We start from the raw sequence: 21,516 nt of genomic DNA, 5'->3' as shown, positions 1-21,516 counted from the left end.
AATCAATGCGATGCCGTCTTGGACAGCAGCTGGATCACCGCCACGCCCGCCACGATCAGCGCCATGCCGGCCATGGCCGCCGCGTCCAGCTTCTGGCCGTACACCACCCAGCCGACGATGGAAATCAGCACGATGCCCAGGCCCGACCAGATCGCGTAGACGATGCCGGTGGGCAAACTTTTCATGACCTGCGACAGCATGAAGAACGCGATGCCGTAACCCACCACAGTCAGCGCGGACGGCCACAGGCGGGTGAAGCCCTGGGACGATTTGAGGGCTGATGTAGCGATGACTTCCGCCACGATGGCGATGCCCAGAAGTGCGTAAGGATGCATTGGCGTGTCGAATGAGTGATGGGCTGAACGAGACAACGCGTGAACTATAAGGACGGCGGTCGCCCGGGCGCAGTGCACTGCCGGGTGCCCTGCACGGGCCTGCGGGCTTGGTTGCAGCAGTGGCAAGACTGTGCGCACACGGCGGTTGGGCGCAGCCGGTCGCTTCGCCATTTTGTAGGCCAACACCGCATTCCGTCGGCACAGGCCTGCTGCGTTGGCCGCGGGCCTTAGCCTTGCGGCTTCCCGCCGTTCCACCCGCCACCACGCCTGTCACTTCATGCCTACGCGATTTCCCCGCCACCCTGCCCGCCCCGCCACCAGCAACGCCGCACCCCGGCGTGCCCAGCCGTCACCACGCCCGTTGATCGCCCTGTGCGCGGCGCTGGCAGCCATGCCAGCCGCCTTTGCGCAGGGTGCAGGCTCAGGTGGCGCACTGCCCACGGTGGAAGTGCAAGGCGGCAGCGCAGACGCGCAGCGCCGCTTTGACGCCGCCGCCAGCAGCACCCGCGTGGAGGTGGATTCGTTCACCGCTGCCACGCCGCTGGTCAACCTGTCCGAGCTGCTGGCCGGCCAGGCCGGCGTGGTGGCGCTGGACCGGCAGAACTACGCGCAAGACCTGCAGATCGCAGTGCGCGGCTTTGGCGCGCGCTCCACCTTCGGCGTGCGCGGCGTGCGCATTCTGGTGGACGGCATTCCGGCGACCATGCCCGACGGCCAGGGCCAGGCCGCCACGGCGCAGCTGCAGTCGGCCGCGTCGGTCGACGTGCTACGTGGTCCGCTGGCCCAGCTGTATGGCAACGCAGCCGGGGGCGTGCTGCAGGTCACCACGCGCGAGCCGCGCGAAGGCGGCGGCGCGCAGGCGGCCGTTGCGGCCGGCTCGTACGGCCAGCGGCTGGTGGATGGCTCGGTCGACTTCGGCGACCGCACGCTGGGCGGGCTGGTCGACGTGTCGCGCTTTGAAACCGATGGCTTTCGGGACCACAGCGCCGCGCGCCGCACCCACCTGAACGGCAAGCTCGTCGCCCGGCCCGATGGCGACACCACCATCACCACCCTGCTGAACTTGTACGACCAGCCCAAGGCGCAAGACCCGCTGGGCCTGACCCGCGCGCAGTGGGATGCGGACGAACGCCAATCGCCCGAGGTCGCCCGCAGCTTCGACACGCGCAAGTCGGTGTCGCAGAACCAACTGGGCGTGGTGCTGGAACGCCGCCTGAGCGAACAGGACAGCGTGCGCGCCCGCGCCTATGGCGGCACACGGCAGCTGCGGCAGTACCTTTCGTTCAGCGGCGCGGCGGCCAGCAGCGCGGGCGGTGTGGTCGACCTGGACCGCGACTATTACGGCCTGGGCCTGGCCTGGACGCATGCCACGCGCATGCCATCGGGCCTGCCGCTGACCTGGACGCTGGGCGTGGACGCCGACCGCCAGAGCGAGCACCGCCAGGGCTTCGTCAACGACAGCGGCACGGCCGGCGCCCTGCGGCGCGACGAGCGCGACCGCGCCGGCAACACCGATCTCTACGCCCAGGTGGACGCATGGATCGCCCCCGCCTGGCGCGCCGTGGCCGGCCTGCGGTCGAGCCGCGTGCGCAGCACGGTGGACGACCGGCTGGTCAACGCCGCCAGCCCCGACGACAGCGGTGGCCGCACCTGGAGCCACACCAGCCCCGCGCTGGGCCTGGTCTGGGCAGCGACCGATCAATTGAACCTGTATGCCAACGTGGGCCGGGGTTTTGAAACGCCCACGCTGGCCGAGATGGCCTACAGCACCACCAATACCGGCCCCAACTTCGGCTTGGCCGCATCGCGCAGCCGGCAGATGGAGCTGGGCGCCAAGTGGCAGGGCGCGGTACACCGCGTGCAGGCTGCCTGGTTCGACGCGCGCAGCCGGGACGAGATCGTGCCCGCCGCCACGGTCAACGGCCGCACCGTGTTCCAGAACGCAGACAACGTGCGCCGCCGGGGCGTGGAGCTGGCCTGGAGCGCCCGCGCCGGCGCCTGGACGCCGCGTGCCGCCTACACCTATCTGGACGCCTACTTCGGCAGCCCCTACACCGGCGCGGGCGGTGCGCAGGTGGCTGCCGGCAACCGCCTGCCGGGCACCGCGCGGCATGTAGCGCAACTGGTGCTGGACTACGCGCCTACGCCTGCCTGGCAATTGGGCGCATCGCTGGATGTATCGAGCAAGGTGCGGGTCAACGACACCAATTCCGACGCGGCCCCCGGCTATGCGGTGGTGGGCCTGCGCGCCGGCTACACGCTGGGTGGGCGGGCCATGGGTGCAAGCAGCGGCGAAGGTTCAGCCACGCGCTGGCAGCTGTGGGCGCGGCTGGACAACCTGATGGACCGCCGCTATGCCGGCTCGGTCATCGTGAACGACGGCAACGGCCGCTTCTTCGAGCCCGCAGCCGGCCGCCGCGTGATGGTGGGCCTGCGCGCGCAGTTTCTTTAAAAGCGCTCAACGTTGCCGGGCTTGCGGCGCCGTGCCTGCGCGCAGGCGCCGCACTGCATAGGCACCAGCGCCGGCGAGCGCCAGCAGCATGCCATCCACACCCCAGACCGCCGCTGGCGTCTGTGCGATGGCAGCGCCATAGGCCCCAGTCGTCCACGCGTTGAACGCCACGCAAGCCAGCGCCAGCAGTGCGATGGACGCAGCCTGTTCACGCCACGCCCGCACGTCACGGATCAGCGCATGCGCCAGGCAGGCCAGCCACACCGCGCAGAACACCGCGACCTCCAGGCCGCTGCGGTCCAGCCCGCCCCACGGTGCGCCGGTGTGCGCCTGCGCGGGCAGCAGCCGGTTGGCCGCCAGATACGCCAGCGTGGCGGCGATGAGACCGGTGATGCCGGCGACGCACAGCGCCTCCACCAGCTGCCAGCGCGCACCGGGCGGCGTGCGGGCGCGGCGTGTGGCCAGCCAGTGGATGCTGCCGGTGGCGATCATCACGCAGCCCGACAACCCGAGCCCGAAGTACAGCCAGCGCAGCAGCCAGTGGTCAAACTGCACGAAGTGCAGGCCCGAAAAAAAGCGCTGCACGCCCATGGCGGGCGCGGCCTCGAAGCGGTGCAGCAGGCGCCCGGTGGCGGCGTCGAAGTAGAGCTGGTCAAGGTTCATCGACACCTCGCGTGCATACGAGCGGCGCAGCTCCACATAGCTGTGCGCGCTGCCGGGCTTCCACACCCGCACGAAGTACGGCTCGGCCCCGTTGCCCCACAGCCGGCGCGCTTCGCCCGCCATCGCCTCCAGCGAAGCCATGGGCGGCGCGGCACCTGGGTTGACCGCACGCGGCGGTGTGTATCGCCCATAGCCATCGGCCTGCACCGTGGCTTTGGCTCTTGCGCCGGGGCCGTACACGCCCACGTGCGCCTGGGGAAAGTAGATGGCCCAGAAGATCACCAGCCCCGACAGCGTGATGGCGAAGTGAAACGGCAGCGCCACCACGCCGGTGAGGTTGTGCAGATCCAGGCTGCTGCGCGGCAGGCGCTTGTGCGGGCGGAAGGTGAAGAAGTCGGCCAGCAGCTTGCGGTGGATGACGACGCCGCTGGTCAGCAGCACCAGCATGCCCATGCCCGCCAGGCCGACCAGCCATTTGCCCATGCCGTTCCAGTCGATGTGCAGGCCGTAATGGAAAGGAAAGAAAAAGCCGCTGGCACCCAAAGTGCCCGCATCGGGCAGCGGCGCCAGCGTGGCGGGGTCGAGGTAGCGCTGCTCACGCTGGCCCTCACGCGTCTGCCATGAAAGGCGCAGCACAGGCGTGCGCGCCGTGGGCCAGTCGATGCGCCACTGCCGCGCGCCATGGGGCACCTGGGCCTGAGCCAGCGGCATCAGCGCGTCGAGCCGGGGCGGGCCTTGTGGCGCGGCCAGGCGGGTGGCAGGCATCATCCAGCGATCGATCTCGCGGTCGAACACGCTGAGCGTGCCCATCCAGAAGATGGCGAAGAGCAATGCGGACAGCACGATGCCCGCCCAGGTATGCACGCCGCCCAGGCGCTTGCGGTAGCTGCTCATGCCGGCTGCCCCAGCCGGGCGAGCCAGGCCAGCAGCGCGAACGCAGCGCCGCCACACACCATCACTCCCACCAGGCGCGCCAGACTAGGGCATGCCAGCCCCCACATCAGCACCACCAGATAGGCGGGAAAGCCCAGCATCCCTGCGGTCACGACCGCATCGGACGGTGCCATGCCGCAGCGCGCCAGCACGGCCGCCACACCCACCACGGCCAGCGCCGTGAGCGCATAGCCGCCCACCACGGCGACAACGGCGCGCAAGACCGTCATGGCAGTGCTCATTGCCATGGCAGAAGGCGCCCGGCGCTGCATGCTCATCAGAAGTCGATGGAGTAACCCACCGTCAGCGTGCGGCCCCGGCCAGCGAAGTAGCGCAGCGGCTCGACCAGCGCGCTTTGCGAGTAGTAGGTGATGTAGTTGCGGTTGAGCACGTTCGCCACGGCCAGGCGCAACGTGCCCTTGGGCAGCTTGTAGTTCACGCTGGCGTCCACCAGCGTGTAGCCCGAAAAGCGCTTGGCCGCGTCGTCGAAGTTCTGGTTGAACGCGTGCTGCACCTGCAGGAACGAAGACAGGCGCTCGTCCCATTGCGCCGTCCACGACGCCATCACGCGGTCGGGCGAGACGTTCAGGCCGTCGAGCCGGGCGTCCAGGCTGCCGTTGTCGTCGCTGTCGTAGCGGCCCTTGGTGTGCACGTAAGACAGTTTTCCCTTGTGGGCGCGGTTGAAGCGGTAGCCCAGGCTGGTGTCCACGCCTTCAATGCGGTTCTTCTCGCGCGCCAGCAGAAAGGCGTCGTTCGCGCGGATCACGCGGCTGCCGTAGTCCGACTCGGACCGGAAATAGCTGGCCTCGGCCTCCCACGCGCCGCGCTTGAAGCGGGCACCCAGCTCCACGCTCTGGGTGATGATGGGGCTCAGGCTCTGCATGTCGTCCACGTTCTGCCCGGGCGTGTTGATGGCGCGCAGCACGCGGCCCACGTCGGGCATGCCGAAGCCTTCCGAATAGCTGGCGAAAACGTTCCAGTCCTTGGTGGGCTCGAACACCACGCCGGCGTTGTACAGCGTCTCTTTGAAGTCCAGCGTGCCGCCCTGCACCGCCACGCGGTTGTAGCGGGCCAGGGTGTTGTACGAATCGATGCGCAGGTCGGCCCGCTCGTGGCGCACGCCGCCGTGCAGCGTCCATTTGTCGAACGGCTTGTACTCGCCCTGCAGAAAGAGCGACAGGTTGCGGTATTCCGAATCGGGCACATAGGTGCGGCCCGTGCCATACAGGTCTTGTTTGCCCTTGTCGACCAGCGTGTCAAAGCCGGTCGTCAGCTTGAGGCGGCGGTCCAGCAGGTCGGCGCGGGTCAGCGCGACCTTGCTGCCGAACTTCTTGGACACGGCGCGCGACTGGTCGTAGAGCGTGCCGACCGGGGCAATGCGTGCGTCCTGGAAGGTGGCGGAGTTGTCCGCACCGAAGAGGCCTTCGAAGTCCTGGTGGAAGGCCATGGCGGATAGTTCCATGCCGGCCAGGTCGTAATGGTTGTAGCTGACGCTCGACGTCCACACATCGTTCCAGGGCGGCGTGCCCTCGGGCGTGCCGCGCACCGACGTGGTGGGCAGGCCCGTGGCACGGTTGCCGGCCACGGCCAGGTAGTTGGCCTCGGACTTGATCTGGTAGCGGTTCACCGAAAACTGCAGGCGCTGGTTGTCGTCCAGCCAGTAGCCGATCTTGCCCAGCACGTCGTAGCTGCGCGAATCCATCAGGTCGCCCTGCGTGTTGTCGGCGCCGATGGAGCGGCCCTTGGCGTCGCGGTACAGGCCCTGGTCTTCGCCAGCGATGGCGAACAGGTAGTCCAACCGGTCCTGGCGGCCACTGGCGCGGTAGGTGGTCTTGTAGGCCATTACGTCGCTGCCGATGTTCGACGTGGGCATGGTGGCCTGCACGTCCACATGCTGGTTGAAGGCGCCGTTCTCGGGCCGCTTGGTGATCAGGTTGATGGTGCCGCCGGTGGCGCCCAGGCCGTTGATGGCGTTGGCGCCCTGGATCACCTCGATGCGCTCGACCATCGAGAAATCGATGGTGTGCGCCTCGCGCCCGGTGGGGCGAATGGGGTTGGACTGCGGCACGCCGTCGATCAGGATCAGCGGGGTGCGGCCGCGCAGCGTCTCGCCGCTGCCGTTCATCTTGCCGCGGCTGGGGGTGTACGAAGGAATCAGGTTGCTGAGCACGTCCGACGAGTTGGTGGACAGCGTCAGCTGCCGCTCGATGTCGGCCTTGCCGATGATCTGCACCGTCTGCGGCGCTTTTTCTGCTTCGATGTTGGAGCGCGAGGCCTGCACCACCACGGTTTCCAGCGCTTCGCCCTCGTCGGGTTGTGCAGGTACGGTCGCCGTGGCCTCTGCGACGTCTGGGGCCGCGGCAGGCGCATCGACCGCAGATTCGCTGCGAGGCGCGCCAGCAGCAGCCGGCGTGGCCGGGGCCAGCAAGTATCCGGCGTCGGTCTTTTGAATGGCCAGGCCCGTGCCGCCCAGCAGTTGGGCAAAACCTTCATCGACGCCGTAACGGCCTCTCAAGCCCGGCGTTTGCAGGCCCGCCACACGATTGGCATCCACCACCAGCGCCACGCCGGCTTCCTGCGCATAGCGATTGAGCGCCGGCGCCAGCGGGCCGGCAGGAATGTGGAACACCCGCGCGCTCGCCGCCGCAGCGGGCTGGGCGTGCACGCCACTGCCAAGGGCGGCCAGCGCCAGGGACAGCGAAAGAGCCAGGGGCGAGAGGCAGCCACGAGGGCTGAAACGCTTTGCGTCGCGCATAGGGGAAGAGTCCTTTTCCATTGAGTTCATCGGCATTGACGAACCAGAACGAAAAAGTGGAACCACCAGCGCCCTCTTTTTTTCAGAAAAAGAGAACGCGGCGCCATCAAGACGCAGGCTGCCGGTCGACCCAGACCCAGCGCGAGGCCACCGACCGAACGCGCAGCTGCGGAAAATTGCGTTGCAGCAGGCGCAGCGCCTGTGCGGTGTCGTCCAGCGGCAGCACGCCCGACACGCGAATGCCTTGCAGCGCGTCTCGGTCGAACTGCAATGGCCCGGAGTGGTGGCGCGCCAGCTGGTCCAGCACCTCGGGCAGCGGACGGTCGTCCACCACCAGTTGATGCTGGCGCCAGCCCTGCTCCACCCCGCCCGGGTCCATCGCCTGCACGGCGCCCGCACCGGCGGGGCCCACCTGCACGCGCTGCCCGGCATCGACGAACAGCGCATCGCGGCCGCCCGCCTGCCACTGGCTGGGCGTCTGCACCGCCACGCGCGATTCCAGCATCTCGAGCGTCATGCCGCTGTCGTCGTAGGTGACGGCAAAGCGGGTGCCCAGCGCACGGATGCGGCCCAGCGGCGTCTGCACAACGAAAGGACGCGCGCCGTCCTTGGCCACGTCCACCAGAATGCTGCCGCGCACCAGCTCCACCACGCGGCTGCTGTCGTCCATGCGCCAGTTGAGGGCGCTGACGCCGCTGAGGGTGACCACCGATCCGTCGCTGAGCGTGTGGCGGCTCCATTCCCCGCTGCTGCTGCGCAGATCGGCCCACAGATGCGCGGGCGGGTGGCTGTGCACCGCCAGCCACGAGGGCACGGCAAGCAAAACCACCAGCGCCACCGCGCTAGCCACACGTGCGGCCGCCCGGCCCCGGCGGCGCAACAGGCGCGAGCCTTCCTGCGTTGCATCCAGCGCGGCACGGGCAGCCTGCGCATCGCCCCCGCCAGCGCTGCCCACCTGTTGCACCTGGCTGACGAAAGCCTGCAGCCGGGCCGCAGCGGCGGCGTGGCGCGGGCTCTGGGCCTGCCAGACGGCAAAGCCCTCGCGTGCACTGGCGCGCTCGGCCGCGTCGTCGCTATCGAGCAGGACGATCCAAGCGGCGGCCTGCTCCGCAATGTCCGACGCCCTGTCTTGAAGAGGCTGCACGTCAGCCCTCCAGCGCGCGGTGGCAGTGCGCCAGCGCCTGGATCAGATACTTTTGCACCATCTTGGTCGACACGCCCAGTTCCGCGGCGGCGACCGCGTGCGTGGCGCCTTCCAGGTAGCACAGCAAAAATGCCTGCCGCGCCTTCAGGGGCAGGCCACCCAGCGCCGCTTCGATCTGCATCAGCGCCTGCACGGTCTGCACCACGTCTTGCGCCGATGGCGCGCCCTGCGACGACGCGGCGACCAGCGCGAGTTCTTGCAGATAGGCCTTTTCGATCAGCTGACGACGGGCCTCGTCGATCAGCAGGCGCTTGGCCGTGGTGACCAGATAGGCGCGGGGTTCGCGCACGCCCAGCAGCGCGTCGCGCGAGCCGAGAATGCGCACGAAGGTGTCCTGCGCCACGTCGGCCGCATGGTGGCCGCAGCCGAGCTTGCGGCGCAGCCAGCTAAACAACCAACCATGATGTTCGCAATACAGCAGGCGCATTTGCCGCTGCATGGCCGTTTCCACGGCTGCCATATCGCCTCCAGAAGCGCTTGGTGCGCTCGCCCACACATTTGAGAATGTTTCTCATCTTAGCGCAGGGTGTTGGAGCCCTTTCACCTTGCTCGGGACAGCGCCGGCAGATGCGCCCCACTCCCATGGGCGAGCCTGGGCAGTCAAGCAGCAGTCACGGCATGGCGGAGAGACATTCAAGCGTTTTTGGCCTCTAGCGCTTGATTGAAAAGCGCGGGTAGCTACTATTTTTATAGCAAACATGACTCATGACAGGTCCGGCCATGGAAAGCCGTGCCAGCACGTCACAGCCGGCGGCAGACTGCGCCCATTCGTCTCTCTCCTACACACCAAGCGCCGCCGCGGGCGCAGCGTCCGGCGATGGGCAGGCTTCTTCCAGGTGTTGTGCTCCGCAAAATTGAGACACTTATGCGTCACTTGGTCAGGTGTTCGTCAGTGCCGAGTCAGCTTGGCGTCAGTTTGAACCCGCGAAATGGCAGCGAGCCTTGGCGACAGACCCGGGCCATGGGGAGGGCGTCATCTCTGGTTACGCCCTGAGGAGAACTATCGTGCGCAAGCCTAAATCGCTGAGCCATTCGACGCGCAAGATATTGATATTGCTGGTGCCAGCTCTGATCGTGGCCCAGATTGCAGCGTTCTTTTTTCTGCACTTCTCCAATCGCCGGATAGCACTGGAAACTGTTGATGCGGCTCTGGAAGCCGGCTCGCAGACCTTTGCCTACACCACGGCCACCCGGCGCGAGTACCGCCAGCTCACGTCGCAGCTGGTGGCCAAGGACTACGGCCTGCTGGGCACCATTGCCACCGGCAACCGGGTCACCACGGAGTCGGCGTTGGTGAGCCAGCTGGCGCGCACGGGCGCAGAAATGATCGTGCTGACCGATCTGGAGCATCAGGTGCTGGCGCGCGCTGCCAGCACGCCTTTGCTGAACGAGCGCGACGACGAACTGGACCGCAAGCTGGCGCAGGTAGCCGCACAGGTGCGCGAAAGCAGCGGCAACCTGATGCCGCTGCCCACGGGCGAAAGCCCTACACCGCTGTACGCCTGGGTCAAGATCGTGGTGCGCGCCCCCATGCCGGTCGCCAACATGTACCTGGCCTACCGCATCAGCGATGCCGCCATTGCGCAGTTCACCCGGATGACCCAGATGCGCATGGCCTTCGTTTCGCGCGAAGGCGATGGCGGCGCGCGCATCGTGCACACGTCCACGCTTCCGGCCGGCATCCTGGCCAGCGACATCGGTCAGGATGAAATCAGCAAGGACAGCTCCACCGTGACCACATCGACCGGTGAGCAGTACCGGGTGAAGCTGCTTCCCATGGGCGGCATCGTGGGGCACACCGTCGAGGCGCTGGTCGCCAAACCGTTCGCCCCGGTGTTTTCGCCCTTTTTGAAACTGGAGGGCCTGTTCGCCGCCAGCATCATCGTCAGTTCCGTCATCTCCATCCTGGCCGCCAACCTGATCACCAGCCGCGTGGTGAACCCGCTGGAAGACGTGGCGCAGAAAGACGCGCTCACCGGCCTGGCCAACCGCCGGCTTTTTGAATCGAACCTGAAAAATGCCGAGCAGAACCAAAAAGCGCTGGGCACGGGCTTTGCCGTCATGCTGATGGACCTGAACAAGTTCAAGCACGTGAACGACACCTACGGTCACGAGTCGGGGGACCTGGTGCTCAAAGCCGTGGCTCAGCGCGTGCGCAAGCTGATGCGGGCGCCAGACACACTGGCCCGGCTGGGTGGCGATGAATTCGCGGTGCTGTTGCACACCAACGACCCGCAGCGGGTGACGGCGCTGGCCCAGGCCATCGTGGAGGTGGTGGGCCAGCCGATTCAGCTCACGTCGGGCGCACTGGTGCAGGTGGGAACGAGCATCGGCATCGCCTTCGCCCCGCGCCACTCCACGCTGGGTGCAGAAGTGGTGCACGGTGCCGACCTGGCGATGTATGTGGCCAAGAAGCAGGGCAGCGGCTTCGCCTTTGCCGAGCCACCGCCCGCCGCAGCCTGAAGGCGCCTTGCCGACAGCGCCTTCAGCAAGTCGATCAACAGGTCAGGTCAGGTCAACAGATCAACCCATCAGCCGCGCGGCGCGCCCGGCTGCTTGCTCTTCTTGGAGCCCAGCCGCGACTCGGTACCCTTCATCAGGCGTTGGATGTTCTCGCGGTGGCGCCAGGCCAGCAAGGCCGACATGATGGCGATGGCCAGGCCGATGCGCGCGTCGGTGTACCAGACCACGCCCCCGAACAGCACGTAGTAAAGCAGCGCAAACACCGCCGCCACCAGCGAGGCCAGCGACGAATACCGAAAGAAGAAGGCGATGATGATCCAGGTCAGCAGCGTGGCCAGCCCCAGCCAGGCGCTGATGCCCAACAGCACGCCCAGCGCCGTCGCCACGCCCTTGCCACCTTCGAAGCGGAAGAACACCGGCCACAAGTGCCCCAGGAAGGCAGCCAACGCCACCAGCGCGACGGTGCCCTCTTCCAGCCCGAATGGCTGGCCGAACCAACGCACCAGTACCACCGGCAACCAGCCCTTGAGCGCGTCGAACAACAGCGTGACGACGGCCGCGGCCTTGGAGCCCGAGCGCAGCACGTTGGTGGCGCCGGGGTTCTTGCTGCCGTAGGTGCGCGGATCGTTCAGGCCCATGGCGCGGCTGACGATCACGGCGAACGAGAGCGAGCCGAGCAGGTAGGCGGCAAGGGCGGCCAGCAAAGGGTAGGCGGCGGGCAGGAAGGTGGCGGTCAAGATGGGCAATCCTCGTCAGCAGGGGAAGCGAAGCGAAACGCACGCCGGGGCGCGGCGCGCAGCGGGCTATTCTGCCAGCGCGCACTGCACCGGCTGCGCGCCCAGCACGCCCACGCACACCTGCGGGTCGATCTGCACCAGAAAGCCGCGCCGCCCGCCGTTGATGGCGATGCGCGGCAGCGCGAGGATGCTTTGCTCGATATAGACCGGCATGGCGCGCCGCGTGCCGAAGGGCGAGGTGCCGCCCACCAGAAATCCGCTGTGCCGCTGCGCCACCTCGGCCTTGCAGGGCTCGACCGACTTGGCACCGATCTGCCGCGCCAGGTTCTTGGTGGATACCTTGCAGTCGCCGTGCATCAGCACGATGAGCGGCTTGGCGTCCTGGTCCTGCATCACCATTGTCTTGACCACCACGTGTTCGCTCAAACCCAGCTGGCGCGCCGACTCGGCCGTGCCGCCATGTTCCACGTAGTCGTAAGGGTGCTCGGTAAATTGAACGCCCTCGGCCCGCAGCCATTGGGTGGCGGGCGTTTCACTGACGTGGACGGTTTTGGCGTTCTTCTTGCTCATTGATCAAAAATGCTTGACTAGATATCTGTCTCAGATCAACCCCGTTCGCCCTGAGCCTGTCGAAGGGCCTATCCAAAGCAGTGCCCTGGCTTCGACCCTTCGACAAGCTCAGGACAGGCAGGCTCAGCCCGAACGGATGGGGTGAGATATCTGAGACAAGTCGCTATTCAGGCAAAAATGATAGCTGCCTGCGCTTGCTGGATAAGCGCTACAGGCACTTTTGGCTTAAAAGTGCCTGCCTGATCAAAGAGCAGGGTCGCGCACTTCCCAGCGGATGGCGTCGATGGCCGCCAGCACTTCAGGGGACAGCTGCGTGCCCCAGGCGTTGAGGTCTTCGTCCAGCTGCGCCACCGACGTCACGCCGATGATGGTGCTGGCCACCTGCCACTTGGTATAGCAAAAGGCCAGCGCCAGTTGCGTGGGCGTCAGGCCATGGTCGCGCGCCAGCTGGTTGTAGCGGCGTGCGGCGGCCAGCGCTTCGGGCCGGCCCCAGCGCTGCTTACGCACCGACTCGTAGCGCGCGATGCGGGCGTTCTGCGGCGCGCCTGCATCGGCGGGGGCATGCTCGTCGTACTTGCCCGTCAAGAGGCCAAAGCCCAGCGGCGAATACGCCAGCAGCGACACGCCCAGGCGGTGGCAGGTTTCGTCCAGGCCGTTTTCCCAGGTGCGGTTGACCAGGCAGTACGGGTTCTGCACCGTGGCCACGCGCGGCAGGCCATGCGCTTCGGCCAGGCGCACGAATTCATGCACGCCGTAAGGTGTCTCGTTCGACAGCCCGATGTGGCGCACCTTGCCGGCCTTGACCAGACCGGCCAGCGCGTCGAGCTGTTCGTGGATTGGCGTGGCCGAGGTTTCCTTGGCCGGGTCGTAATACAGGTTGCCGAAGGCCGGCACATGCCGCTCGGGCCAGTGGATCTGGTAGAGGTCGATGACGTCGGTCTGCAGGCGGGCCAGGCTGGCGTCGCACGAGGCCACGATGTCGGCCGGCGTCATGCCCTTGCCTTCACGTACCCAGGGCATGCCGCGCGAGGGGCCGGCCACCTTGGTCGCCAGCACGATCTTGCTGCGCGCACCGGCGCGCTGGGCGAACCATCGGCCGATGATGGCTTCGGTGGCGCCGAAGGTTTCGGCGCGGGCCGGCACCGAATACATCTCGGCGGTGTCGATGAAGTTGACGCCGCGCTCCAGCGACCGGTCGAGGATGGCGTGTGCATCGGCTTCGGCAACCTGTTCGCCGAAGGTCATGGTGCCCAGGCAGATAGGGGTGACGCGCAGATCGCTCTGGCCCAGCAAGAGAGTGTTCATGGGAAAAGTGGCTTTCATGGACAAGCGCGGCAGTTTACGTTTTGCGGGCCGATGCTGCAGAAAGCTGCCATGCCGCTCGGGCAGCGCTGTCGCCGCCGGGCCAGCCGCAGCCGCCGGCCTTCCGGAATAATCGGGGCCATGTATCAGCCCCTCCGCCCGTCACGCAGCGACACCCTGCCCGTCCGTACCCTCGACTATCACGTTCGCCTCTGGGGCCCGTCTGCAGAGCAAAACGCCAGCGCCCTGCCCCCGCTGGTGCTGGTGCATGGCTGGATGGACGTGGGCGCTTCGTACCAGTTCGTGGTGGACGCGTTCTCGAGCGCCTTCGTGCAGGGCCGCATCATCATCGCGCCCGACTGGCGCGGCTTCGGCCTGTCGATGCCCAAGGAGCCTTGCGACCATTACCAGATCGCCGACTACCTGGCCGACCTGGAGCGGCTGCTGGAGCATTACGCGCCCGGCCAGCCCGTCGACCTGGTGGGCCACAGCATGGGCGGCAACGTCTCCATGACCTACGCCGGCATTCGTCCGTCGCGCATTCGCCGGCTGGTGAACCTGGAAGGCTTCGGCATGCCCGACGTGCCGGCGGCCAGGGCGCCCGACCGCTACGCCCAGTGGCTGGACGAGCTGGCGCAGTTCGAGCGCGGCGAGAAAGCGCTGAAAAGCTACGACAGCGCCGACGGCGTGGCCCAGCGCCTGATGAAGACCAACCCGCGCCTGTCGCCCGACAAGGCCGCCTGGCTGGCGCAGCAGTGGGCCAAGCCCGATGCCGACGGGCGCTGGCGCATTCGGGGCGACGCGGCCCACAAGATCGTGCGCCCGCACATCTACCGCGCCGACGAAACCCTGGCGCTCTACGAACGCATCGCCGCGCCGCTGCTGGCGGTGGAAGCCAGCGACGACAGCCTGGGCCAGTGGTTCAAGGGCCAGTACACGCTGGCCGACTACCACGAGCGCCTGCTGCGCGTGCCGGACAGCCGCACGGCGCTGGTCGAAGACGCGGGGCACATGCTGCACCACGACCAGCCACAGGCTGTGGCGGCGCTGATCGAAGACTTTCTGCGCTGAAGCCTAGCGAAAATTTAAGCCAAATCGGGCTATAGCGCACTATCCATAAGCGCTAACAGCTATATTATTGATAGCAAACTCATGGCTGCGTATCCCAGTGCACGCTGATGACGGTGCGGCCGGGTTCGGACGTGACGCTCAGCGTCGCGCCCATGCGCTGGGCGCGCTCGGCCATGCTGCGCATGCCCACGCTCAGGCCTGCATGCTGCACTGCAGACACGTCAAAACCCACGCCGTCGTCTTCGATGCGCACGCTCAGCGGCCCCGCTGAAGGCAATGCCCCCTCCATTTGCGCCGCCACCTCCACCGTCACACGCAGCCGGCACGCCCCGCTGTGCTTGATGACGTTGGACAGCGCCTCTTCCACCAGCCGTGTCAGGCCCAGGCACTGCAAGGTGCTGGGCATGGCTTGCCACTGCGGGGCAATATGCCATTCAGACGCCACGCCCATGGCCTCCAGAATGCGCGTGACGCGGTGGCGCAGCGGCGCCATCCAGCGCACCGGCGTTTCAGGCACCGAGGCGCCCGCGCTGGAGCCGTGATCGATCACCTGGCGCAGGTCGTCCCGCAGCACCTTCAACAGCGACATCACACGCGCATTGGGCATGGGCTGCCGTGCCTGCTCCACCAGCGCCATGCTGCGCACCAGGCTGCCACCCAGGCCGTCATGCAGATCGTGGGCGATGTGCATGCGCTCTTGCAGCTTGGCATGGTCGAGCGCGTGAACATGCTCGCGCGCCAGCACCTGCGACAGCTCTGCGCGCGCGTGGGCCACATGCGCTTGCAGCTCATGGTTGAAGCGCTCGATGCGCCGCGTGCCGGCCACCAGCCGCTCGCCCAGCAGCAGCGCCATGCACACCGTGCACAGCGGCGCGGCGATGGCGCTCCACGTCTCGCGCGCATGCCACACCGACAGCACCACCAGCACGTCATGCACGCCCACCACCAGAAACACCAGCCAGCACATCGCCAGCCACATGTGCGGCAGTTCGCGCCCATCTGGACGGGGGCGCCAGGCGTGCCACTGGAACTGCAGGCAGTTGGCAAAGAACACCAGCACACTGCCCAGCAAAACCACCAGAAAAACGGTGTCCACCAGCGCGCCCGGCGCCCACATCACCGCGCCCACCCCCACCGCAGCCGCTACCCATAACGCCTTCTCGGTACGCGGCAGCAACTGCACTCCGAAGCGCCAGGTGAAGAGGCAAAAGCACAGCACGTACAGCACGAAAGCGGCGATGTTGACGCGCGACATCGTCAGCGTGTCGGCAAACGGCCAGGGCGTGACAGCCAGCAGGGTGAGCATGTAGACCACCCAGGCGATCGACATCAACGCATACCAGCCGAACGCACGCTCGGAGCGGCGCAGGCACCACACCACGCCAAAGAGACAGCCCACCGCAACCGAGAGGCCCGAGCAAAACAGATACACGGTGCGCTGGCGCCACAGGCTGTGCGCGTGCTCGGCCTGCACCGCGTCAGCGTTGCCAATCCGCAGGGTGCCCAGCCCCGGCGACAGCACGTCGAGCCCCACCACCCGCACCCAGACGGTGTTGACGCCAGCCTGCAGGGCCGATGCGGGCAGCAGCCACCAGCGCGGCGTGTTCCAGCTGCGCGACAGCGGCTCTGCCAGCGATGCATCGCTCCACAGCAGGTCGTCGTTGATGAAGACGGCGCCCGCCATGCTGATGCCGTCCACGCCCAGTCCGACGGGCCCGCTGGAGTCGGCGCAGCCGCGTTGCCAGGTGACGCGGTACCACACCGTGCCGTCGTGGCCCGGCCAGCGGCGGGTCCATACATCGGGCACCTGCACCGGCTCCCAGCCATCGGCAGGCCGCACCTGCGGGTCGGCGCCGGTCATGACTCGCGCGGCCTCCACGGCCAGCACGCGCGGCGAACACGCTCCGGGCATGGCGACGGATTGCGCCCACGCCGGGCTGCACACCGCCATCGACCAAGCCACTACACACACCGCTCTCCACGCCGTCCTCCACGCCATTACCCAGACGCTGCGCCACCCACTCATCCGATCACCCCTCGCGCGCGTCCGGTGCGCACGGCCATGGTGCGCGAGGACACCGCCAGCTTGCGGTAGATGCGCTTGACATGGCTCTCGACCGTGTAGCGCGACAAGAACAAAGCCTCGGCGATCTCGCGGTTGCTCAGGCCGTCGGCCACCAGCCGCAGGATCTGGCACTCGCGCTCGCTCAAGGCGTCGCCAGCCACCACCGCAGGGGTAGAGTCAGAGGCAGAGGCAGAGGCCGGCACGGGCACGGCTGCGGGCAGCAGTTCGAGAATGCGGCGCGCGATGAACGGATCGATCGGCGCGCCCCCGCGCAGCACGCTGCGAATCGACAGCGACACCTCGATGTCGTCGCGCTCCTTCAAGACGTAGCCCGTCGCCCCGGCGCGCAGCGCGCCCAGAATGGCTTCCTCGGAACTCCACGCCGACACGACCAGAATGCCGAGCCCCGGATCCTCGGCCCGCATCTGCTCGATCAGCTCCATGCCGCTGCCATCGGGCAGCGCCAGATCCACCAGCGCCAGCGCCATGGGCTGGGCCGCCAGGCACTCGCGCGCCTGAGCCAGCGACGAGGCGAACACCAGCGCATCCGGCGCGTACCCCAACCCTACCAGCAAGGTGCGCAGGCGCTGCTGCAGCAAAGGCTCGTCTTCCACCACCAGCACGGGGGCCGGCAAGGTGGATTCAACGGGAAACGGCATGGGATCAGGCATGAATGGAGGGAGGCGTTGTGGCACCAGGGCGCGCCATGGTAGGCGACGCTGGAGCGATTGCACGTCCCTGCCCTCCACGAATCGGCAGGCGCGAAGCAAATTACCTGATTTCAGGGATAGCCGTAGCGATGACAAATTCTTACAGTCACCTCATGCGTTGCGCCTTGGATGCCAAAAATGCCCCCAGCGCTTATTCATCAAGCGCTGACAGCTATAAAAAATAGAGCAAACCGAGAGGCTGCCGTGGCCGTGCGTCTCTATCCCGCCGGACGTTTTCGTCAGCAGCAAGGGCCCCACACGGGGTCGCCAAAGCACATTCCCGCTCACTCATGCCCATGCCATGCCTTCCTCGATGAACAAGCCTCTTTGCCTCGCCACCTTGGCACTGGCCTGCACGGCGGCCAATGCTGGATGGGTGATGCCTGCCGGCACGCAAGTGCATCTGGGCGGAGGCACCGCCACCATGGGGTGCGCCGATGTGGCCAGCAGCGGCACGCTGACCCTGGGCGGCGGCACCGTGCGCGCTGCGCGTGACGTGCTGGTGACGGCAGGCTCCAGCGTTCAACTGGACAGCGGCCAGATTCAGCTCGCACAGCAGTGGACCAACGATGGCACCGTCACCGCGACCAGCGGCGGTGTCGTGCGCGCGGCCAGCACCGGCTGCCCCGTGGTGGGATTGCCCGGGCCGGTGCCGCTGCAGGCGCTGCCCACACCCCAGCCCGTGCCGCTGCCGGGCGGCGGTACGGCCCAAGTCACCATCAGCGGGCTGCCTTCCGGCTGCCTGGTAACCCAGCCAGCCACCATCAGCCACACCGCGCCGCCAGGCACCCCGGCCAACGCCACCTTCCCGCTTGGACTGCTGCGCTTCACCGCCGCTGGCCTGGGCTGCCAGAACGCCACGCTGGCAGTTCGCATTACCTACCCGCCTGGCAGCCTTGCCGGTCTGGCGATGCAAAAGCACGGCCCCCATGGCGCAGCCCCGCGCCAGACCGGCTGGTTCACGCCGCCCGGCCTCACGGTGAGCGGCGACACCGTGGGTTTCACGGTGACGGACAACGGCGACGGCGACAACGCCCCTCAGCTCGGCACCATCGAAGACCCTTTCGCCCCCCTGCTGCTGGCCGCGCCCGGCCCGGGCGCCGCCGGTCTGCAAGGCATTCCTACCCTCAGCGAATGGGGGCTGCTGCTGCTGTCTGTGCTGGCAGGGCTGACAGGCGCGTGGCGCATGAAGACCCATGTACCTAGCGTCCCACGCCGACCCCGTTTTTGATCCGATTTTTGCCTTGAACAGGACAAGCGTTCCATGAACTTCCCACACCGCGCCTCAGCCATCGCATGGGCCGTATCGGCTGCCTCGGCACTCTCTTGCGCCCTGCCTGCGGCGGCCGCCGACATGACCTTCACGCCGGCCCCTGGCAGCGGGGTGGTGATCGACTCCTCCGCCGGCACGCCTGCACTGCGCGTACAGCCCACGGGCGAGGTGCAGGTTCCCGGGCTGTTGGGCACGCCGGCAGCCGGCAGCGCGGCCGTGTGCCACGACGCCAACGGCACCCTGGGCCGCTGCGATCCCACGGCGCTGGCCGGAACGCCTGGGCCCGCTGGGCCTGCCGGCCCTACAGGTGGCACCGGGCCTGCGGGAGCAACAGGCGTTGCCGGCCCCGCCGGCGCTGCAGGCGCCAAGGGCCTGACAGCGCGCGTGGCCTCCTCGGTGGAACCCATCGGAGCCAACTGCTCCACCGGCGGAGTACGCATGGCCCAGGGGCTGGACACCAACGACAACGGCACGCTGGACGCCGGTGAAATCACGCAAACCAGTTATGTATGCAACGGGGCACAGGGTGCCGTGGGCGCCACAGGCCCACAGGGCCCACAGGGCCCGGCAGGGGCCACTTTGACCGGGCTGGCAGAGGTACGCCATGGCTGCTTCAACAAGGACGCGGTCGCTGTCAGCGGCGCTGGCTACAGCGTGGCCAAAGACGCAGGTGGGACGTTCGCAGTCAGCTTCGCCCCGGCGCTGGGCGCGGGCGACTACACCCTGCTGCTGGACGCCCGCACCAGCACGGGCCGCGCGTTGGCCGTCAACACCACCGGCGATGTGAACACGGGCATGGTCTTCACGCCCGGCTGGCTCGCCGCCGACGGCCCCGAGACCATCGCCCGCATCTGCTTCATGCTGGCCCGCTGACCATGGCACCTATCGCACTCCCCTCTGCCCGATGCCGGTTGCCGGTTTGGCGCCGCCTGGCCATCCATGGCGCTTGCGGTTTCGCATTACTGGCGGCTTGCCAGCAGGCCCAGGCCGATGTCGATCCCTTTGTCGGCTCGCTGATGCCGATTGCGAGCCTATATCGCACCGACCCGGTCTGCACCTTTAGCTATTTTCTCAAGAGCGTTCCATCCTCTTTGCGAGCCGCCGCGCTGACTGTCATGGCACTTGTTGCCTGCGGTGGTGTGCAGGCCAATGAACCCTACCTCGGCGAACTGCGTGCCTTCGCCTTCGACTTCTGCCCTCAAGGCTGGGTCGCGGCAGACGGATCCACCCTTCCAGTCCGGCCCAATCCAGCACTGTTTTCGCTGGTGAACACCACCTTTGGCGGCGACGGCTTGGTCAACTTCGGCCTGCCAGATCTGCGCGGGCGCACGCCGCTGGGTTCGGGCTTCGACAACTTGGGCAACAACTACCAGCGCGGACAAAAAGTCGGACAGGAAACCGTCACCCTCAGCGTCGCCCAGATGCCGGCACATGTGCATGGGCAGATCGCCACCACGGCTCTGGCGACGCACGCCATGCCCACCGCTAACGCCCTGCTGGCCCAGGCGCAGAACGCTGGCCTGTATGTGGACAGCGCCGCTGCCAACACCACGCTGGCGACTGCTGCTGCTGGCAACGGCGTGCCCGTGCCCACACGCGACCCGTATCTGGCCATTACGTGGTGCATGGCGAAATCGGGCATTTTTCCAGCTCCACCTTGAAAATAAAAAAGGCCTCTAGCGTCCGTCTTTAAAGCGCATAAAGCTATTATTTTCATAGCATTTCACAACGCTGGCAGCTTGGTGCGTCCCTGCTGCAGCAAGACCTTCCGCGCTGGGGGCCAAGCCGCGCGGCACGGTGTGCGTCCCATGAGAAAATCGCGTGTTATTCCACAGAACACTCAGGACAAGCACCATGGACGCAGAACGTATCAACCTCATCGGCACCTCCCTTCAAGACTTGGCTCTGCGCACGCAAGAGTTACGGAGGTATCTTTGACTTCGATGCCAAATTTGAACGCCTGCGCACGGTAAACGCGTCGCTGGAAGACCCGGCCGTCTGGAACGACCCCAAGAAGGCCCAGGAACTGGGCAAGGAACAGAAGTCGCTTTCCGGCGTGGTCGTCACGCTCGACAAGCTCACCCGCGAGCTGGCCGACAACGCCGAGCTGTACGACATGAGCAAGGAAGAAGGCGATGAGGCCGGCCTGCTCACCATCGAGGCCGAGACCGCCAAACAGCGCACGGCCGTCGAAGAGTTGGAGTTCCGCCGCATGTTCCGCATGGAGGCCGATCCGCTGAACTGTTTTGTGGACATCCAGGCCGGCGCCGGCGGCACCGAAGCCTGCGACTGGGCCAGCATGCTGCTGCGCCAGTACCTCAAGTACGCTGAGCGCAAGGGCTTCAAGGCCACGGTCGAAGAGGAAACCCCCGGCGACGTGGCGGGCCTCAAAAGCGCCACCATCAAGATCGAGGGCGAGTACGCCTATGGCTTGTTGCGCACCGAAACCGGTGTGCACCGCCTGGTGCGCAAATCGCCGTTCGACTCCTCGGGCGGACGCCACACCTCGTTCGCGTCGCTTTTCGTCTACCCCGAGATCGATGACTCGATCCAGATCGACATCAACCCCTCGGACGTGCGCACCGACACCTACCGTGCCTCCGGCGCGGGCGGCCAGCACATCAACAAGACCGATTCGGCCGTGCGCCTGACGCACATCCCCACCGGCATCGTCGTGCAATGCCAGGACGGCCGCAGCCAGCACAGCAACCGCGACGTGGCGTGGCAGCGGCTGCGCAGCCGCCTGTACGACTACGAGCTGCGCAAGCGCCAGGAAGAGCAGCAAAAGCTCGAAGACACCAAGACCGACGTGGGCTGGGGACACCAGATCCGCAGCTACGTGCTGGACAACAGCCGCATCAAGGACTTGCGCACCAACGTCGAAATATCCGCCACCCAGAAGGTGCTGGACGGTGATCTCGATGCGTTCATCGAGGCCTCCCTCAAGCAGGGTGTTTAAGCCAAGCTGCCCGCAAGCCGCCAA

At 67.1% G+C, this 21,516-nt stretch carries 18 protein-coding genes; 7 read left to right on the top strand and 11 right to left on the bottom strand.

Annotated elements, in window-relative coordinates; all coding sequences use genetic code 11:
- Positions 1-2 precede the first annotated feature (2 nt).
- Positions 3-335: an SMR family transporter gene (locus RQI28_RS00515; protein WP_311220647.1), complete on the bottom strand. Its 333-nt coding sequence runs from the start codon at positions 333-335 to the stop codon at positions 3-5.
- A 277-nt stretch (positions 336-612) separates the two neighbouring features.
- Between RQI28_RS00515 and RQI28_RS00510 the strand changes: the two genes are divergently transcribed.
- The gene (locus RQI28_RS00510) at positions 613-2,787 is read left to right on the top strand and encodes a TonB-dependent receptor family protein (protein WP_404976851.1); all 2,175 of its coding nucleotides are present in this window, start codon (positions 613-615) and stop codon (positions 2,785-2,787) included.
- A gap of 6 nt (positions 2,788-2,793) precedes the next feature.
- Here RQI28_RS00510 and RQI28_RS00505 read toward each other — a convergent pair whose 3' ends face one another.
- From RQI28_RS00505 to RQI28_RS00485, 5 genes are all read right to left on the bottom strand, one after another.
- Positions 2,794-4,344: a PepSY-associated TM helix domain-containing protein gene (locus RQI28_RS00505; RefSeq protein ID WP_311220646.1), complete on the bottom strand. Its 1,551-nt coding sequence runs from the start codon at positions 4,342-4,344 to the stop codon at positions 2,794-2,796.
- Positions 4,341-4,613 (bottom strand): iron uptake protein, encoded by a 273-nt coding sequence (locus RQI28_RS00500; protein ID WP_311220645.1) that lies wholly within the window; start codon positions 4,611-4,613, stop codon positions 4,341-4,343. The genes RQI28_RS00505 and RQI28_RS00500 overlap by 4 nt, the downstream gene beginning before the upstream one ends.
- A gap of 47 nt (positions 4,614-4,660) precedes the next feature.
- Positions 4,661-7,138, bottom strand: a complete 2,478-nt coding sequence (locus RQI28_RS00495) for a TonB-dependent receptor (protein WP_311220644.1) — start codon at positions 7,136-7,138, stop codon at positions 4,661-4,663.
- A 106-nt stretch (positions 7,139-7,244) separates the two neighbouring features.
- A complete protein-coding gene (locus RQI28_RS00490) occupies positions 7,245-8,282 on the bottom strand; it encodes a FecR domain-containing protein (protein ID WP_311220643.1) in 1,038 nt (345 codons plus the stop codon).
- 1 nt (position 8,283) lies between these two features.
- Entirely contained in the window at positions 8,284-8,802 is a 519-nt protein-coding gene (locus RQI28_RS00485; RefSeq protein ID WP_311220642.1) for a sigma-70 family RNA polymerase sigma factor, read from the bottom strand.
- A 545-nt stretch (positions 8,803-9,347) separates the two neighbouring features.
- Between RQI28_RS00485 and RQI28_RS00480 the strand changes: the two genes are divergently transcribed.
- Positions 9,348-10,805 (top strand): diguanylate cyclase domain-containing protein, encoded by a 1,458-nt coding sequence (locus RQI28_RS00480; RefSeq protein ID WP_311220641.1) that lies wholly within the window; start codon positions 9,348-9,350, stop codon positions 10,803-10,805.
- A gap of 68 nt (positions 10,806-10,873) precedes the next feature.
- Here RQI28_RS00480 and plsY read toward each other — a convergent pair whose 3' ends face one another.
- The 3 genes from plsY to RQI28_RS00465 form a co-directional block, all read right to left on the bottom strand.
- Positions 10,874-11,527, bottom strand: coding sequence for a glycerol-3-phosphate 1-O-acyltransferase PlsY (plsY, locus tag RQI28_RS00475; protein WP_311221523.1), 654 nt, complete (start codon positions 11,525-11,527; stop codon positions 10,874-10,876).
- A gap of 81 nt (positions 11,528-11,608) precedes the next feature.
- The gene (locus tag RQI28_RS00470) at positions 11,609-12,112 is read right to left on the bottom strand and encodes an aminoacyl-tRNA deacylase (protein WP_311220640.1); all 504 of its coding nucleotides are present in this window, start codon (positions 12,110-12,112) and stop codon (positions 11,609-11,611) included.
- A 243-nt stretch (positions 12,113-12,355) separates the two neighbouring features.
- Positions 12,356-13,417 carry an aldo/keto reductase gene (locus RQI28_RS00465; protein ID WP_311220639.1) on the bottom strand — a complete coding sequence of 354 codons (1,062 nt, stop codon included), beginning with the start codon at positions 13,415-13,417 and terminating at the stop codon, positions 12,356-12,358.
- Positions 13,418-13,555: 138 nt separating this feature from the next.
- On the opposite strand from RQI28_RS00465, the gene RQI28_RS00460 reads away from it, so the two are divergent.
- On the top strand, positions 13,556-14,485 hold the full coding sequence (locus RQI28_RS00460; RefSeq protein WP_311220638.1) for an alpha/beta hydrolase: 930 nt from the start codon (positions 13,556-13,558) through the stop codon (positions 14,483-14,485).
- A 79-nt stretch (positions 14,486-14,564) separates the two neighbouring features.
- Here the strand turns inward: RQI28_RS00460 and RQI28_RS00455 are convergent, their stop codons facing one another.
- Together RQI28_RS00455 and RQI28_RS00450 are read right to left on the bottom strand one after the other, a co-directional pair.
- A complete protein-coding gene (locus RQI28_RS00455) occupies positions 14,565-16,397 on the bottom strand; it encodes an ATP-binding protein (protein ID WP_311220637.1) in 1,833 nt (610 codons plus the stop codon).
- A 110-nt stretch (positions 16,398-16,507) separates the two neighbouring features.
- Positions 16,508-17,221: a response regulator transcription factor gene (locus RQI28_RS00450; RefSeq protein WP_311230405.1), complete on the bottom strand. Its 714-nt coding sequence runs from the start codon at positions 17,219-17,221 to the stop codon at positions 16,508-16,510.
- A 352-nt stretch (positions 17,222-17,573) separates the two neighbouring features.
- Here RQI28_RS00450 and RQI28_RS00445 point away from each other — a divergent pair, with 352 nt between their 5' ends.
- The 4 genes from RQI28_RS00445 to prfB all read left to right on the top strand — a co-directional run bounded on the left by RQI28_RS00445 (position 17,574) and on the right by prfB (position 21,492).
- Positions 17,574-18,491 (top strand): IPTL-CTERM sorting domain-containing protein, encoded by a 918-nt coding sequence (locus RQI28_RS00445; RefSeq protein WP_311220635.1) that lies wholly within the window; start codon positions 17,574-17,576, stop codon positions 18,489-18,491.
- A gap of 33 nt (positions 18,492-18,524) precedes the next feature.
- On the top strand, positions 18,525-19,406 hold the full coding sequence (locus RQI28_RS00440) for a hypothetical protein (RefSeq protein ID WP_311220634.1): 882 nt from the start codon (positions 18,525-18,527) through the stop codon (positions 19,404-19,406).
- Positions 19,407-19,648: 242 nt separating this feature from the next.
- A complete protein-coding gene (locus RQI28_RS00435; RefSeq protein ID WP_311220633.1) occupies positions 19,649-20,194 on the top strand; it encodes a tail fiber protein in 546 nt (181 codons plus the stop codon).
- A gap of 193 nt (positions 20,195-20,387) precedes the next feature.
- A protein-coding gene (gene prfB, locus RQI28_RS00430) for a peptide chain release factor 2 (RefSeq protein ID WP_311220632.1) occupies positions 20,388-21,492 on the top strand; the annotation gives its coding sequence in 2 pieces (ribosomal slippage) (positions 20,388-20,468 and positions 20,470-21,492; 1,104 coding nt in all).
- Positions 21,493-21,516 lie beyond the last annotated feature (24 nt).

Source organism: Acidovorax sp. WCS2018Noco2-16 (assembly GCF_031843945.1).
In the GTDB taxonomy this organism is placed as follows: Bacteria; Pseudomonadota; Gammaproteobacteria; order Burkholderiales; family Burkholderiaceae_C; genus Paracidovorax.
The sequence above is the reverse complement of the archived record's forward strand: the minus strand, read 5'-3'. Positions and strand labels throughout refer to the sequence as shown.